This window comes from Streptomyces sp. XY006 (assembly GCF_002237655.1).
GTDB lineage: Bacteria > Actinomycetota > Actinomycetes > Streptomycetales > Streptomycetaceae > Streptomyces > Streptomyces levis.
Genome location: NZ_NOKT01000010.1, coordinates 26,358 through 40,858 on the forward strand (window position 1 = coordinate 26,358; position 14,501 = coordinate 40,858).

Annotated in this window: 16 protein-coding genes and 1 pseudogene; 8 read left to right on the forward strand and 9 right to left on the reverse strand. The window is 70.8% G+C overall.

The window, feature by feature from the left end:
- Positions 1-90 precede the first annotated feature (90 nt).
- The 3 genes and pseudogenes from CHR28_RS13400 to CHR28_RS13410 form a co-directional block, all read left to right on the forward strand.
- A pseudogene (locus CHR28_RS13400) lies at positions 91-912 on the forward strand (AraC family transcriptional regulator); the annotation flags it as partial.
- A gap of 32 nt (positions 913-944) precedes the next feature.
- Positions 945-1,667 carry an AzlC family ABC transporter permease gene (locus CHR28_RS13405; RefSeq protein WP_094053821.1) on the forward strand — a complete coding sequence of 241 codons (723 nt, stop codon included), beginning with the start codon at positions 945-947 and terminating at the stop codon, positions 1,665-1,667.
- Positions 1,664-1,972, forward strand: a complete 309-nt coding sequence (locus tag CHR28_RS13410; RefSeq protein WP_094053822.1) for an AzlD domain-containing protein — start codon at positions 1,664-1,666, stop codon at positions 1,970-1,972. Before CHR28_RS13405 ends, CHR28_RS13410 begins: the two co-directional genes overlap by 4 nt.
- Here CHR28_RS13410 and CHR28_RS13415 read toward each other — a convergent pair whose 3' ends face one another.
- Positions 1,973-2,920 carry a hypothetical protein gene (locus CHR28_RS13415; protein WP_094053823.1) on the reverse strand — a complete coding sequence of 316 codons (948 nt, stop codon included), beginning with the start codon at positions 2,918-2,920 and terminating at the stop codon, positions 1,973-1,975.
- An 80-nt stretch (positions 2,921-3,000) separates the two neighbouring features.
- Here CHR28_RS13415 and CHR28_RS13420 point away from each other — a divergent pair, with 80 nt between their 5' ends.
- The 4 genes from CHR28_RS13420 (at position 3,001) to recX (ending at position 6,926) form a co-directional block, all read left to right on the forward strand.
- A complete protein-coding gene (locus CHR28_RS13420; protein ID WP_094053824.1) occupies positions 3,001-3,195 on the forward strand; it encodes a DUF3046 domain-containing protein in 195 nt (64 codons plus the stop codon).
- Between the two features lie 89 nt (positions 3,196-3,284).
- Entirely contained in the window at positions 3,285-4,553 is a 1,269-nt protein-coding gene (locus CHR28_RS13425) for an AI-2E family transporter (RefSeq protein ID WP_094053980.1), read from the forward strand.
- Between the two features lie 378 nt (positions 4,554-4,931).
- Positions 4,932-6,056, forward strand: coding sequence for a recombinase RecA (gene recA / locus CHR28_RS13430; protein WP_094053825.1), 1,125 nt, complete (start codon positions 4,932-4,934; stop codon positions 6,054-6,056).
- Between the two features lie 3 nt (positions 6,057-6,059).
- The gene (gene recX, locus CHR28_RS13435) at positions 6,060-6,926 is read left to right on the forward strand and encodes a recombination regulator RecX (protein WP_094053826.1); all 867 of its coding nucleotides are present in this window, start codon (positions 6,060-6,062) and stop codon (positions 6,924-6,926) included.
- Positions 6,927-7,046: 120 nt separating this feature from the next.
- Here recX and CHR28_RS13440 read toward each other — a convergent pair whose 3' ends face one another.
- The 8 genes from CHR28_RS13440 to CHR28_RS13470 form a co-directional block, all read right to left on the reverse strand.
- Positions 7,047-7,469, reverse strand: a complete 423-nt coding sequence (locus CHR28_RS13440) for a rhodanese-like domain-containing protein (RefSeq protein WP_094053981.1) — start codon at positions 7,467-7,469, stop codon at positions 7,047-7,049.
- Entirely contained in the window at positions 7,460-8,023 is a 564-nt protein-coding gene (locus CHR28_RS13445) for a cysteine dioxygenase (RefSeq protein ID WP_094053827.1), read from the reverse strand. The genes CHR28_RS13440 and CHR28_RS13445 overlap by 10 nt, the downstream gene beginning before the upstream one ends.
- A 94-nt stretch (positions 8,024-8,117) precedes the next feature.
- The gene (locus CHR28_RS38970; RefSeq protein ID WP_373453349.1) at positions 8,118-8,264 is read right to left on the reverse strand and encodes a putative leader peptide; all 147 of its coding nucleotides are present in this window, start codon (positions 8,262-8,264) and stop codon (positions 8,118-8,120) included.
- Positions 8,265-8,297: 33 nt separating this feature from the next.
- The gene (locus tag CHR28_RS13450) at positions 8,298-9,905 is read right to left on the reverse strand and encodes an FAD-dependent monooxygenase (protein WP_094053828.1); all 1,608 of its coding nucleotides are present in this window, start codon (positions 9,903-9,905) and stop codon (positions 8,298-8,300) included.
- 208 nt (positions 9,906-10,113) lie between these two features.
- Positions 10,114-11,019: an amino acid ABC transporter permease gene (locus CHR28_RS13455; protein ID WP_094053829.1), complete on the reverse strand. Its 906-nt coding sequence runs from the start codon at positions 11,017-11,019 to the stop codon at positions 10,114-10,116.
- Positions 11,016-11,693, reverse strand: a complete 678-nt coding sequence (locus CHR28_RS13460) for an amino acid ABC transporter permease (protein WP_094053830.1) — start codon at positions 11,691-11,693, stop codon at positions 11,016-11,018. Before CHR28_RS13460 ends, CHR28_RS13455 begins: the two co-directional genes overlap by 4 nt.
- A gap of 128 nt (positions 11,694-11,821) precedes the next feature.
- Entirely contained in the window at positions 11,822-12,667 is an 846-nt protein-coding gene (locus CHR28_RS13465) for a glutamate ABC transporter substrate-binding protein (RefSeq protein ID WP_179272423.1), read from the reverse strand.
- 75 nt (positions 12,668-12,742) lie between these two features.
- Positions 12,743-13,519: an amino acid ABC transporter ATP-binding protein gene (locus tag CHR28_RS13470; RefSeq protein ID WP_094053832.1), complete on the reverse strand. Its 777-nt coding sequence runs from the start codon at positions 13,517-13,519 to the stop codon at positions 12,743-12,745.
- A 290-nt stretch (positions 13,520-13,809) separates the two neighbouring features.
- Between CHR28_RS13470 and CHR28_RS13475 the strand changes: the two genes are divergently transcribed.
- The gene (locus CHR28_RS13475; RefSeq protein WP_094053833.1) at positions 13,810-14,496 is read left to right on the forward strand and encodes a response regulator transcription factor; all 687 of its coding nucleotides are present in this window, start codon (positions 13,810-13,812) and stop codon (positions 14,494-14,496) included.
- The last annotated feature ends 5 nt before the right edge of the window (positions 14,497-14,501 follow it).

Sequence of the window (14,501 nt, forward strand, 5' to 3'; positions counted from 1 at the left end):
CGTCCATCGTGCACCCCGGCACTGACAACGGGGGATCGCGGCAGGCCGGGCCCCCGTCCGGCACGCAGGCGGAGGCCGGACAATGGAGGGATGAGTGAGCGCGCGCGGCACTGGCAGTACGAGGAACTGCCCGGAGTGGATCTGCTGCGAGCCCGGTACGTGCGCAAGACCTTTGTGCGGCACACGCACGAGAACTTCGTGATCGCCGCCATCGCGGACGGCGTGGAGGTCTTCCACCACGGCGGGGGCGACCAGTACGCCGGGGCGGGGGCCCTCGCGCTGGTGAACCCGGACACCCCGCACACCGGGCGGGCCGGCGTCCCCGAGGGGTGGCGCTACGGGGCCGTGTATCCGCCGGTGGACGTGGTGGCGGAGATCGCGGCCGAGACGACGGCCCTGCGCGGGACGCCTGCGTTCGTCAGCCCGGTGGTGGACGACCCGTACGCCGTCGGGCTGGTGCACCAGGTGCTGCGGGCCGCCGACGAGGGCAACGCGCTGGCCGCCGACACCCTGCTGCGGGTCGCCGTGACCAGGCTGCTCCGGCTGAACGGCGGACCCATGCCCAGGCGGGCGGTGCGGACGGCCGGAGCCGGGATCGCGGCACGCGCGCGTGGTGTGCTGGAGGAGCGGATGGCACGGCCCCCGAGCCTGGAGCAGCTGGCGACCGACCTCGGGACCAGCCCCTTCGCGCTGCTGCGGGCCTTCCGGGACACCTACGGGATGCCGCCGCACGCCTGGCTCACGGACGCCCGGGTGCGCAGGGCGCGGCGGCTGCTCGACGCGGGGACGCCGCCCTCGGAGGTGGCTCTGACCGTGGGATTCACCGACCAGCCGCACCTCAACCGGCACTTCAGCCGGATCGTCGGAGTGCCTCCGGGCGCGTACCAGCGGGAGCGCAAGAACGTACAAGACCCGGCGTAGCGGCCGGCCGTAGTTTTCAGGGTGTGGCAGAAACGACAGCTCTCAAGGATGCAGGGACCGGCGGGAAACCGGACCGGGCCGTCATACGGGACGCCCTGGGGGTCGGGGTGGCCGTCGGGCTCTCCGGGTTCGCCTTCGGGGTGACGTCCGCCGGGAGCGGACTCACGCTGTGGCAGACCTGCGCGCTCAGTCTCCTCGTGTTCACCGGTGCCTCGCAGTTCGCCCTGGTCGGGGCCCTGGCGGGCGGGGGCAGTCCGTTCACGGCCGCCGCGGGGGCGTTCTTCCTGGGCGTGCGGAACGCCTTCTACGGCCTGCGGCTGTCGCAGGTGCTGGCCCTCCCGCGCGCGGTGCGGCCGTTCGCCGCCCAGTGGGTGATCGACGAGACGGCCGCCGTTGCCCTGGCCCAGCCCACGCGCCGCACCGCCCGGATCGGCTTCTGGGTGACCGGACTGACCCTGTACGTGCTGTGGAACCTCACCACGCTGCTCGGTGCCCTGGGCGCCGAGGCCATCGGGGACACCGACGCCTGGGGCCTGGACGCCGCGGGACCCGCCGTGTTCCTCGCACTGCTCGCGCCCATGCTGAAGACCGGCACCGAGCGGGCCGCCGCCGGGCTCGCCGTGCTGCTGGGGCTCGGCCTGCTGCCCGTCCTGCCCGCCGGGGTGCCGGTGCTGCTGGCGGCGCTGGCGGCACCCGTCGTGCTGTGGGCCGAGGGCCGGCGCCGGGGACAGGGGGCCGGACGATGAACGTCTGGATCGCCATCGGGGTGACCGTCCTCGGCTGCTACGCCGTCAAGCTGGCCGGGCTGCTGGTGCCCGCGGGCGCCCTGGAGCGGCCCGTCGTCAAGCGCCTGGCCGCGCTGCTGCCGGTGGCGCTGCTCGCGGCGCTCACGGCCCAGCAGACCTTCGCCGACGGACAGACGCTGGTGCTGGACGCGCGGGCCGCCGGGCTCGGTGCGGCCGCCGTGGCGCTGCTGCTGCGGGCACCCTTCCTGCTCGTCGTCGCGGCGGCCGTGGTGGTCACCGCGGGAGTGCGGGCCCTGGGGGCGTGATCAGCCGATGGCCCGGTCGTACGCGCCGAGGGTGCGCAGGGCCTCGATCGTCACCATCGGACGGGCCTCCAGCGCGGGCGCCGGGGCCCACCGGCGCCACCGGACCGGCCAGCCGCCGTCCTCCTCCTGCTGGGCCGCGAGGTGGTCCAGGGAGCGGGCCATCTCGTCGTCCGTGAACCACGCGCGCGCGAGGGAGCCCGGTGTCCGCGCGTAGTCGTACGGGAAGTGGTGCTCTCCCGGGGCGTAGCCGGGGGAGACCGGGTACGCGTCCAGACGGTCGGGGTCGAGCGCGGCGAGGCCCTGCGCGCGCACCAGACGGCCCAGGCGGTCGGCGGCGGCCTCCGCGCGCGGGCGGTCGGGAACGGCGTCCAGGAAGGCCACGGCCGCCTCGATCTCGTACGGGTGCGACTTCTCCAGGGACTCGACCGCCTGCCAGCAGAAGTCCGTGGCCCGGAACATCCACGCGTGCCACACCTCGTTGCGGTGCAGCAGCCCCACCACCGGACCGGTGGCCAGCAGCTCGCTGGGCGGGTCGGCAACGACCGGCACGAACGGGGCCGTGGGGTAGCCGCGCTGCTCGGGACGGACCGCCGGCAGCGCGCCGTCCGCCGTCGAGACGGACGTCAGGTAGCGGCACATGCGCTCCACCCGCTGCCCCGCGCACCGCCCGACGGCGTCCAGGACGCCCAGGGCGCGGGCGGTGTGCAGCGGCTGGCTGACCGGACCGCGCAGGTCGGGCTCCAGGGCGTGGCCGTAACCGCCGTCCGGGTTGCGATAGGCGTCCAGGGCCGTCTCCACCGGGTCGGCGGGACCGCCGCGGAAGTGGTGGGCGAAGAGGTGTTGCTCCAGCACGCGCGCGGTGAGCCAGACGAAGTGTTCGGCGCGCGCCACCGGAGTGTGCGGCGGCGGGGGCGTCGGGGGCTGTGCGGATGCTCCTGTTTCGGCCATGGCACCGACCGTAGGGCGCGAAGGGGTGCGCGCAGGCGGTCCCGGCTCAGGCCCACCCCCAGGGGCGGGATACTGGAGTCATGCGGTTGACGGTCTTCTGGCAGCGGATGGCGGAGTACTTCGGTCCGGGGTACGCCGACACCTTCGCGCGCGACCACGTGATGTCGGAGCTCGGCGGGCGCACGGTGAACGAGGCGCTGGACTCCGGCTGGGACGCCAAGGACGTCTGGCAGGTGGTCTGCTCGGTGATGGACGTGCCCCGGGAGAAGCGCTGACCCCTGCCGGCGGGCTCCGGGTTCGCCGGCCGGTCACGAAGATCGCAGGCGGGCAGACGGCTGTCGGTGGCGTGGGCGAGACTTGGTCCGTGGCACCCACTGACGAGACCGGGCAGGCAGCCCAGCAGGCACCCCCGTTCGGTACGACGCCGCCCGCCCGGCCCCCCGCCGGCGGGGCCGCCGGACCGAACGGCCGCATGCCGCGCTGGCTGCCGCGCGCCATGGTGCTCGCGCTCGCCCTCGTCGCCGTCTTCCAGCTCGGCAGCTGGGCGTTCCACCAGCTCACCGGGCTGCTGATCAACGTTCTCATCGCGTTCTTCCTGGCCCTCGCCATCGAGCCCGCGGTGAGCTGGATGGCCTCGCGCGGCCTGCGCCGGGGCTTCGCCGCGTTCATCGTCTTCATCGGCGTGCTGATCGTGGCCGCGGGCTTCGTCACGCTCCTCGGGTCCATGCTCGCCGGACAGATCATCAAGATGGTCGAGGGGTTCCCGGACTACCTCGACTCCGTCATCAACTGGGTCAACGCCCACTTCAAGACCGACCTCAAGCGCGTCGACATACAGGAAGGACTGCTCCGCTCCGACTGGCTGCGCAACTACGTGCAGAACAGCGCCACGGGCGTCCTCGACGTCTCCGCGCAGGTCATCGGCGGCCTGTTCCAGCTGCTGACGGTCGCGCTGTTCTCGTTCTACTTCGCCGCCGACGGCCCCCGGCTGCGCCGCACCATCTGCTCCGTCCTGCCGCCCGCCCGGCAGGCCGAGGTGCTGCGCGCGTGGGAGATCGCCGTGAACAAGACCGGCGGCTACCTGTACTCGCGCGGCCTGATGGCGCTGATCTCCGGCGTGGCCCACTTCGTGCTGCTCCAGATACTCGGCGTGCCCTACGCGCCCGTGCTCGCCGTGTGGGTGGGCCTGGTGTCGCAGTTCATTCCCACCATCGGCACGTATCTCGCGGGTGCGCTGCCCATGCTGATCGCGTTCACCGTCGACCCCTGGTACGCGCTGTGGGTGCTGATCTTCGTCGTCGTCTACCAGCAGTTCGAGAACTACGTGCTGCAGCCCAAGCTCACCTCGAAGACCGTCGACATCCACCCCGCGGTCGCCTTCGGCTCGGTCATCGCGGGCACCGCGCTCCTCGGCGCCGTCGGCGCGCTGATCGCCATCCCCGCCATCGCCACCCTCCAGGCGTTCCTGGGGGCGTACGTGAAGCGTTACGCCGTCACGGACGACCCCCGGGTCCACGGGCACCGACGGGGCGACGGCCCGAGCCTGCTCACCCGCGCGCGGGGACTGTGGGCGGCGCGACGGCCGGCGGAGCGGCGGCCCACGGACGAGGGCCCCGGGCAGGACGGCACCTGAGCCACCGGATGCCGTCGGTCCCGCCGGTCCCTGCCGGGCCGCGGCCCGGCAGCCCGGAGCAGGCTCTCCCGTTCGTCGGAACGGAGCGGTCCGTCGAGCGGCGTCCCTACGGGGGGATGGTCCTCCGGCTCGGCCGGCTCGGCCAGCTCGGCCCTGGATCGTGAGCCGTGGGTGCCGCGTGGTGCGCTTGACACGAAAATCGAACATCCATTCTCATGGGGGCACCGGCCAGGCTCAACGGCGGGCGTTTCGACGTAGTTTGGGTGGAGAAGTGCCCGAGTTATCCACAGGCCGGACGTGCGTCGAGGCGCATTGTCAGTGGCAGGCGTTAGCGTCTTTGACGTGAAGCGATCGACTCAAGCAAATCGGGTGGAACCCATGGCAGGAACCGACCGCGAGAAGGCCCTGGATGCCGCGCTCGCACAGATTGAACGGCAATTCGGCAAGGGCGCGGTCATGCGCATGGGCGACCGGACCCAGGAGCCCATCGAGGTCATCTCGACCGGATCCACCGCCCTGGACGTGGCCCTCGGCGTGGGCGGCCTGCCCCGCGGCCGCGTCGTGGAGATCTACGGACCGGAGTCCTCCGGTAAGACCACCCTGACCCTCCACGCGGTGGCGAACGCGCAGAAGGCCGGCGGCCAGGTCGCCTTCGTCGACGCGGAGCACGCCCTCGACCCCGAGTACGCGAAGAAGCTCGGCGTCGACATCGACAACCTCATCCTCTCCCAGCCGGACAACGGCGAGCAGGCCCTGGAGATCGTGGACATGCTGGTCCGCTCCGGCGCCCTCGACCTCATCGTGATCGACTCCGTCGCCGCGCTCGTCCCGCGCGCGGAGATCGAGGGCGAGATGGGCGACAGCCACGTGGGTCTGCAGGCCCGTCTGATGAGCCAGGCCCTGCGGAAGATCACCAGCGCGCTCAACCAGTCCAAGACCACCGCCATCTTCATCAACCAGCTCCGCGAGAAGATCGGTGTGATGTTCGGCTCCCCGGAGACCACGACCGGTGGCCGGGCCCTGAAGTTCTACGCCTCGGTGCGCATCGACATCCGCCGCATCGAGACCCTGAAGGACGGCACGGAGGCGGTCGGCAACCGCACCCGCTGCAAGGTCGTCAAGAACAAGGTCGCGCCGCCCTTCAAGCAGGCCGAGTTCGACATCCTCTACGGCCAGGGCATCAGCCGCGAGGGCGGCCTGATCGACATGGGCGTGGAGCACGGCTTCGTCCGCAAGGCCGGCGCCTGGTACACGTACGAGGGCGACCAGCTCGGCCAGGGCAAGGAGAACGCGCGCAACTTCCTCAAGGACAACCCCGACCTGGCCAACGAGATCGAGAAGAAGATCAAGGAGAAGCTGGGCGTCGGCGTGCGTCCGGAGGAGCCGGCCGCCCCGTCGGGCACGGACGCCGCGGCCTCCGCTCCCACCGACGCGGCCCCGGCCGTCCCCGCCCCGGCAGCGGCCAAGGCCACCAAGTCCAAGGCCGCCGCAGCCAAGAGCTGACCCGTGACACGACGAACCGACTGGGCGGAGTACGAGTACACCGCCTCCGGTGCCCCACGGGGGAGGGGCACCGGAGGAGCGACGGACTCGGCCGTGGGCGGGGAGGACACGCACCGGGAATCCGCGCTGTACGGGGACGACCGGCTGCACGGGGGCAGCGGTCAGCGCGGGGGCGACGGCCTGTACGAGGACGAGCACGAGGACGAAGGACCGTACGGGGGAGGCACTCCCAGGACTCCCAGGGGCGACTCGCGTGGCGGCGGGACGCGCCGGGGGCGTGGGCGGCGTCGGCGCGGCTTCGGTGAGCCGGCCGACGCCCAGGACGGAGGCGACCTTCCCTCGTCGAGGGCCGAGCAGGAGGCGCCTCCGGGGGACCCGGTCGAGCAGGCTCGGGCGATCTGCCTGCGCCTGCTGACCGGGACCCCGCGGACGCGCAAACAGCTCGCCGACGCCCTGCGCAAGCGGCAGATCCCGGACGAGGCGGCGGAAGAGGTGCTGTCGCGCTTCGAAGAGGTCGGCCTCATCAACGACAGCGCGTTCGCCGACGCCTGGGTGGAGTCCCGTCACCACGGGCGAGGACTGGCCCGGCGGGCCCTCGCCCAGGAGCTGCGCACGAAGGGCGTCGACTCCACGCTGATCGACGCGGCCGTCTCCCAGCTCGACTCCGAGCAGGAGGAGGCGACCGCGCGCGAGCTCGTCGACCGCAAGCTGCGCTCCACCCGGGGGCTCGACCGCGACAAGCGGCTGCGCCGCCTCGCGGGCATGCTCGCCCGCAAGGGCTACCCGGAGGGCATGGCGCTGCGCGTGGTCCGGCAGGCGCTGGAAGAGGAGGGCGAGGACACGGACTTCCCGGTGGGCGAGGACTTCTGAGCCGAAAGCCGGAGCTTGCACCCCACCGGCCTTCGGCCCGGCTCACTCCACGGGGTTCCGGCTCGTCACTCAGGCCTCCGGCTCACTCACTGGCCTCCAGCTCATTCACTGGCCTCCGGCTCACTCCACCGGGAGTCCCGCTTCCCGCCACGCCTGGAACCCGCCGATCAGATCGGTGGCCCGGTGCAGTCCCAACTGCTGCAGGGACTGCACGGCCAGGCTGGAGGCGTATCCCTCGTTGCAGATCACGACCACGCGCAGGGCGTGACTCGTGGCCTCGGGCAGACGGTGGCTCCCCTGCGGGTCCAGGCGCCACTCCAGCTCGTTGCGCTCGACGACGACGGCACCGGGGATGAGGCCGTCCCGTTCGCGCAGGGCGGCGTAACGGATGTCCACCAGCAGCGCGTCACCGGCCCGGGCGGCCTCGTACGCCTCCCGCGGCCCGATCCGTTCGTAGCCCGCGCGGACGCGCTCCAGCAGTGCGTCGATCCCCAGGGGAGGCCGGACCTCACCGTTCGTGGTGTCGGGAGTGCTCACTGCCAGTCCTCCGGTCGCTCCACCTGCTCCAGGCGCAGGATCGGCCCGCTGCGGCTGTAGCGGCGGATCTGCGGCAGGGGAGGGTAGTAGGCGTGGACCGAGACGGCGTGCTGGTCGCGGGACTCGTTGAGCACCTCGTGGACGTGGTGGCGTCCGAAGGCACGGCCCTGACCGGCCGGCAGCCGCCGCTCCCGGTCCACGCCCTCGGTGAGTTCGAGCGTCTTCCAGCCGTCGGTGGGCAGCCGCGCGGCCAGTGAGTTCTCCTTGAGCTCGCCCGACGCGGTCAGGAAGGCACCGACGGAGTCGGCGTGGTCGTGCCAGCCGGTGCCCGTGCCGGGCGGCCAGCCGATCAGCCAGGCCTCGCTGCCGCCGGGGCCGTCCAGCCGCACCCAGGTGCGGCCCTCCGGGTCGAGCGGCAGGGAGGCGATCAGCTCGCTGTCGGCGGCCGTGCGCCGGACGAAGTCGTAGAGGTCGGCCTGGGTGGGAGCCGAACGGGCGGGCGAAACAGAGGGGAGCGCGGAAGGAGATGCGGAAGGGGACGAGGAAGGAGATACAGACACGGGTGCCGTCCTGAAGTCCTGATGAGGGTTCGCGAGATGCGCGGCAGCCCACGCGGACAGGGCGTGGGGCGCGCGAAGGAAGAAGGATGCGAAGTCAGCAGGACGGGCGACACACGCAGCCCGCATAGCGGACGAGGTCCATATGGACCCTCCGCCACAGGCGCACACAGGTGTCGGTCACGCACCGGAGTACACCATGGCCGCCCGGACCGGTCAACTCACTGTCACCATGCGGACGCACCGTGACAGTGAGGCCGTCACTCCCCGTGCCGCATCAGGGCGAGCCGGCCGAAGCACCGGCGCCGGCCTGCGCTTTCGCCGGTCCGCCGAGCGTGGCCTCGGCCGCCGCGTACAGCTCCTCGGGGCGCACACCGCCGAACGCGGTGACGAGGTGCCCGTCGGGGCGTACCAGGAGCACGGTGTGGGCGGCCGCGCCCGGATAGCTCTCGGCGACCAGCAGCTCCGCGGGGTGCGGCAGGGCCGTCACGGCGGCGGCGAGCCGGGGCATGATGCCCGCCCGGGCCCAGTGCTTGCGCTCCCACACGCCCGTGCCCGGCGCGATCAGCACCACGAGCAGGGCGCCCCGGCCGAGCCGGTCACTCAGCCGTACGAAGGTGCCGTCCTCGGCGGTGACCCGGACGTCGGCGACCGGAGAACCGGGCGGGGTGTCGACCGGCACCTCTCCTTCGAGGGGCCCGGGCGCGAGCGGCGACTCGGCGTACGCCCCCGGCGCGCCGAGCTGGCCCTGCCCCAGGTGACCGTCCGTGAGGAGCGTGTCGTGGCCACGGGACGAGCCGGGCACGTAGGAGCGCAGCCCTCCGCCGCCGCGCAGCAGCGGCAGCGCCTGGTCGGCGGCGCGCAGCCGGGCGGCGACGACCGCACGGCGCTCGGCCTGGTAGCTGTCGAGAAGCGCCTCGTGCGGCCCGTGGTGCCAGGCCAGGGCCAGCTTCCAGGCGAGGTTGTCGGCGTCCCGCAGGCCCTCGTCCAGCCCGTGCGTGCCGAGGGCACCGAGCAGGTGGGCCGCGTCCCCGGCGAGGAAGACGCGTTCGGCGCGCCAGCGACGGGCCAGCCGGTGGTGCACCGTGTGGACGCCGGTGTCGAGCAGCTCGTACGGCGGGGTCGTGCCGCCCGACCAGCCGGCCAGGGTCTCCCGGATGCGGGTCAGCAGCAGTTCGGGGGTGACCAGGTCCTTGCCGGGCGGCAGGAGCCAGTCCAGGCGCCAGACGCCGTCCGGCAGGGGCCGTGCGGTGATCTCGCCGGCCGAGGGGCCCGACATGCGCCAGGGCGGCATGCGGTGCAGCAATGCTTCGTTGTGCCAGGGCAGTTCCGTGCGCAGGGCCGCGACGGCGTGACGTTCCACCGCCGTACGGCCCGGGAAGCGGATGTCCTGGAGCTTGCGCACGGTGGAGCGGGGGCCGTCGCAGCCGACCAGGTAACTGCCGCGCCACCAGGTGCCCTTGGGGCCGCGCGTGTGGGCCGTGACGCCCGAGGGTTCCTGCTCGATGCCGTCGAGGCGGCTGTCCACGGCGATCTTGACGAGCCGTTCGCCGGCGAGGGCCGAACGCAGGAGGCCGGTCAGCACGTGCTGGGCGATGTGCAGCGGGATGGGTTCGCTGCCGTCGAAAAAGACCTCGCGCATCACCTGCTTGCGCCGCACCGACCGCCATCCGGCCCACTGGGCACCGACCTCGTCCAGGGGAACACCGGTCAGGCGCTCGACGAGAGCGGCGGTGTCCTCGCGCAGGACGACGGTGCGTGCCGCGCGGGGCTCGTCCTTGCCCGGGCCCTCGTCGAGGACGACGCACGGCACTTCCTGGCGGGCCAGCGCCAGGGCGAGCGTGAGCCCCACGGGCCCCGCTCCGACGATGATCACCGGGTCCACGGCGCGGCGCCCCCTGCCCGCGGTGTTGTCCTGAGAGACGTAGGTGAACACGAAGGTGGAGCAGGGTGCACGATCACAGAACGTATGCAACCTATTGCCGGTGCTTGCGTCAAGTGACCAGGGGCAGTGGCGATCATGCCACTGCCCCTTTGTGTGTCACACGAGGTGAGAGAGCGTCAGGCGCCCCTCGATGAGTACAGGCCGACCGTCAGCGAGTTGCGCCGCCGGCGTCGGTTCCACCGCCGAGCTCGGCCGCGTTGAGGTCGTCGACCTTCTCGGCGCCCAGAACGGCACCCGTGCTCCGCTTGCTGCGCCGCAGCCTGCCCTCCAGCCAGGAGGCGAAGGAGGTGAGGATGAAGTTCAGCACGATGAAGATGACCGCCACCACGATGAAGCTGGGGATGACGTTCGCGTAGTTGGCCGCGAGGGTGCTCCGCGTGTTGAGCAGCTCGGTGAACCCGAGCATCACGCCGCCCAGCGCGGTGTCCTTCACGATGACGACCAGCTGGCTGACGATGGCCGGCAGCATGGCCGTGACGGCCTGCGGCAGCAGGATGCTGGTCATCGTCTGGTTCTTGCGCAGACCGATCGCCATGGCCGCCTCCGACTGCCCCTTGGGCAGGGAGAGGATGCCCGCGCGGACGACCTCGGCGAGGACCGACGCGTTGTAGAGCACCAGGCCCGTGACGACCGCGTACAGCGGACGCTCATCGCTCGGGATGCCCGTGGAACGGACGTAGAACTCGTTGGCGAAGAGCATCAGCAGCAGCACCGGGATGGCCCGGAAGAACTCGACCACGGCGCCGGCCGGGATGCGCACCCAGCGGTGGTCGGACAGGCGCAGGATGCCGAGGACGGCGCCCAGCGGCAGGGCGATGACCATGGAGAGCGCCGCGGCCTTCAGCGTGTCGGCCAAGCCGGGCAGCAGATAGGTCGTCCATGCCTCAGACGTGGTGAACGGCTTCCACAGAGCCCACTCCAGTTGGCCCTTCTCGTCCATCGTCTCCCAGACCCACCACAGGAGCAGGGCGAGCAGGACGAAGAAAACCACCGAGAAGAGCACGTTGCGCCGCTTGGCCTTGGGGCCGGGGGCGTCGTAAAGAACGGACGTCATCGCTTCACCGCCAGTCGCTTGCTCAGCCAGCCGAGGAACAGGCCGGTGGGCAGGGTCAGTACCACGAACCCGAAGGCGAAGACGGCGCCGATGAGCAGCGTCTGTGCCTCGTTCTCGATCATTTCCTTCATCAGGAGGGCGGCCTCCGCCACGCCGATCGTGGCCGCCACGGTCGTGTTCTTGGTCAGTGCGATGAGGACGTTGGCCAAGGGTCCGATGACCGACCGGAAGGCCTGCGGCAGAACGACCAGCCACAGGACCTGGGTGAAGCTGAGACCGATGGCGCGTGCCGCCTCGGCCTGCCCGACGGGCACGGTGTTGATACCCGAACGAATGGCCTCGCAGACGAAGGCCGCGGTGTAGGCGACGAGGCCGAGGACCGCGAGCCGGAAGGCCTTGGCCTTGAAATCGTCGGGGGCGCCCATCGTCACGCCGAAGATGTTGGCGAGTCCCAGCGAGGTGAAGACGATGATGACAGTCAGGGGGATGTTACGGACGATGTTCACGTAGGCGGTGCCGAAACCGCGCATCAGCGGAACCGGGCTGACCCGCATGGCCGCCAGCAGGGTGCCCCAGATCAGGGAGCCGATGGCCGAGAAGACGGTGAGTTGCACCGTGACCCAGAAGGCACCCAGCAGGGTCGGGTCGTCATAGTCAGAAAGGAAGTCGAACACGATCTCCCGCGCTTCCGGGTGTGTGGCTGAGGGGGGCGGACGGGCCGCGCCGCCGCCGAAAGCCGGCGGCGGCGCGCCTGCGGACCCCCACGGGGAGCGTGGGGATCCTGCGTCGGCGGAGTCCCGCGTTACTGGACGATCTGGCCGATCTTCGGGGCTTCCTCGTTCTTGTAGTTGGCCGGGCCGAAGTTGTCCTTGACCGCCTTCTCCCAGGCGCCGTCGCTGACCATCTTCTCGAGGGCGTCATTGATCTTGTTCAGGGTCTCGGTGTCGCCCTTCTTGACGCCGATGCCGTAGTTCTCGTTGCTCAGCTTCAGTCCGGTGAGCTTGAACTGACCCTTGTACTGGTCCTGCGCTGCGAAGCCGGCGAGGATCGCGTCGTCCGTGGTCACGGCGTCAAGAGCGCCGCTCTGCAGACCCGCGATGCACTCCGAGTAACCGCCGAGCTCCTGCAGCTGGGCCTTCGGCGCGATCTCCTTCTTCACGTTCTGGGCCGAGGTGGAGCCGGTCACCGAACACAGCTTCTTGCCGTTGAGGTCGGTGCCTTCCTTGATGTCCGAGTCGGCCTTGACCAGCAGATCCTGGTGAGCCAGCAGGTAAGGACCGGCGAAGTCGACCTTCTGCTTGCGCTCGTCGGTGATCGAGTACGTCGCCGCGATCATCTTGACATCACCACGGGACAGCGCGTTCTCACGGTCGGCGCTCTTGGTCTCGACCCACTCGATCTGGTCGGGCTTGTAGCCAAGTTCCTTGGCCACGTAGGTCGCCACGTCCACGTCGAAGCCGGAGAAGGAACCGTCGGGCTCCTTCAGGCCCAGACCGGGCTGGTCGTACTTGATGCCGATCTTGATCTTGTCGCCGCCGCCGGAGCCGGAGCCGTTCGAGTCTCCGCCGTCGTCGCCTCCACAGGCCGTGGCGGTCAGAGCGAGGACGAGAGCGGTGGCGGCCGCGGCGGAGACCTTGCGGAGCTTCATTGGGAACATCCTTTGCCGTGAAGAGAAAACCGTCGTTGCGGGGGGCGCGGACCGTCGCGGGCGCGACGTGCGCCGTCAGTGGTGCAGGATCTTCGACAGGAAGTCCTTGGCGCGGTCGCTGCGCGGATTGCTGAAGAACTGGTCGGGCGCAGCCTCCTCGACGATTCGGCCGTCCGCCATGAACACCACGCGGTTTGCCGCCGATCGTGCGAAACCCATCTCGTGGGTGACGACGATCATGGTCATACCGTCGCGGGCGAGCTGCTGCATGACCTCCAGCACCTCGTTGATCATCTCGGGGTCGAGCGCGGAGGTGGGCTCGTCGAAGAGCATCACCTTCGGCTCCATGGCCAGCGCCCGCGCGATCGCGACGCGCTGCTGCTGGCCGCCGGAGAGCTGTGCCGGGTACTTCTCGGCCTGCGCGCCCACGCCGACCCGGTCGAGCAGGGCACGGGCCCGTTCCTCGGCCGCCTGCTTGTCCTTCTTGCGGACCTTGATCTGGCCGAGCATCACGTTCTCGAGCACGGTCTTGTGCGCGAAGAGGTTGAAGGACTGGAAGACCATGCCGACGTCGGCGCGCAGCTTCGCCAGGGCCTTGCCCTCGGCGGGCAGCGGCTTGCCGTCGATCGTGATCGAGCCGGAGTCGATCGTCTCCAGGCGGTTGATGGTGCGGCACAGGGTGGACTTGCCGGACCCGGAGGGTCCGATGACCACGACGACTTCACCGCGGGCGATCGTCAGGTCGATGTCCTGGAGTACGTGCAACGCGCCGAAATGCTTGTTGACGCTCTTCAGGACGACCAGTTCTCCGGTCGCGGCCACATCTTCCTTGGCCACCGATACTTCGGTCATCGCTCTCAGGCTCCGTCCTCCTCGGTTTCGGAGGACAGTAGTTACCCTCCACGACCTGCGTCATTACATCTGAGGGGAATCTGAGCATCACGATCCGATAGCAATCGGACACATGTCGTAGCACTTATGAGCAGCGCTCATACCAGCCGGGTAACGGAAGCGCTCAGCAACCGGAACCCTCTTGACGCCGTCGTCATCCATCGGCGTGACTGCACAAGGTGCACGCGCGCGCGTGCACGCGTTTTTGTACACATCCAGATCGTACGGCCAGTGAACCGAAGGGGGCCCGGGTGAGACTGCTGCTCGTCGAGGACGACAACCACGTCGCCGCCGCCCTGTCGGCGGTCCTGGCACGGCACGGCTTCGACGTCACGCACGCGCGCAGCGGCGAGGAGGCTCTCCAGGCCCTGGTCCCCGAGGGCGACGGCTTCGGCGTGGTCCTGCTCGACCTGGGCCTGCCCGACCAGGACGGATACGAGGTCTGCGGCAAGATCCGCAAGCGCACCAGCACCCCCGTGATCATGGTGACGGCCCGCTCCGACGTACGCTCCCGCATCCACGGCCTCAACCTCGGCGCCGACGACTACGTCGTCAAGCCCTACGACACCGGCGAGCTGCTCGCCCGGATCCACGCGGTCAGCCGGCGCACCTCGCACGAGGACACCTCCAGCGGCATCGAGACCGAGCTGCGGCTCGGCCCCGTGCACATCGAGCTGCCCACGCGCCGGGTCAGCGTCGACGGGGCGGTGATCCAGCTGACCCGCAAGGAGTTCGACCTGCTGGCCCTCCTCGCGCAACGGCCCGGTGTGGTCTTCCGCCGGGAGCAGATCATCAGCGAGGTGTGGCGGACCAGCTGGGAGGGGACCGGGCGCACCCTGGAGGTGCACGTCGCGTCCCTGCGCGCCAAGCTGCGCATGCCCGCGCTCATCGAGACCGTACGCGGCGTCGGCTACCGGCTCGTCGCCCCTGCCGGATAGCGGGG

Excerpts from the sequence above, each read along its gene's own strand:
- CHR28_RS13410 (WP_094053822.1), top strand. The coding sequence starts at position 1,664 with ATGAACGTCTGGATCGCCATCGGGGTGACCGTCCTCGGCTGCTACGCC.
- CHR28_RS13415 (WP_094053823.1), bottom strand. The coding sequence starts at position 2,920 with ATGGCCGAAACAGGAGCATCCGCACAGCCCCCGACGCCCCCGCCGCCG.
- CHR28_RS13420 (WP_094053824.1), top strand. The coding sequence starts at position 3,001 with ATGCGGTTGACGGTCTTCTGGCAGCGGATGGCGGAGTACTTCGGTCCG.
- recA (WP_094053825.1), top strand. The coding sequence starts at position 4,932 with ATGGCAGGAACCGACCGCGAGAAGGCCCTGGATGCCGCGCTCGCACAG.
- CHR28_RS13455 (WP_094053829.1), bottom strand. The coding sequence starts at position 11,019 with ATGACGTCCGTTCTTTACGACGCCCCCGGCCCCAAGGCCAAGCGGCGC.
- CHR28_RS13465 (WP_179272423.1), bottom strand. The coding sequence starts at position 12,667 with ATGAAGCTCCGCAAGGTCTCCGCCGCGGCCGCCACCGCTCTCGTCCTC.
- CHR28_RS13470 (WP_094053832.1), bottom strand. The coding sequence starts at position 13,519 with ATGACCGAAGTATCGGTGGCCAAGGAAGATGTGGCCGCGACCGGAGAA.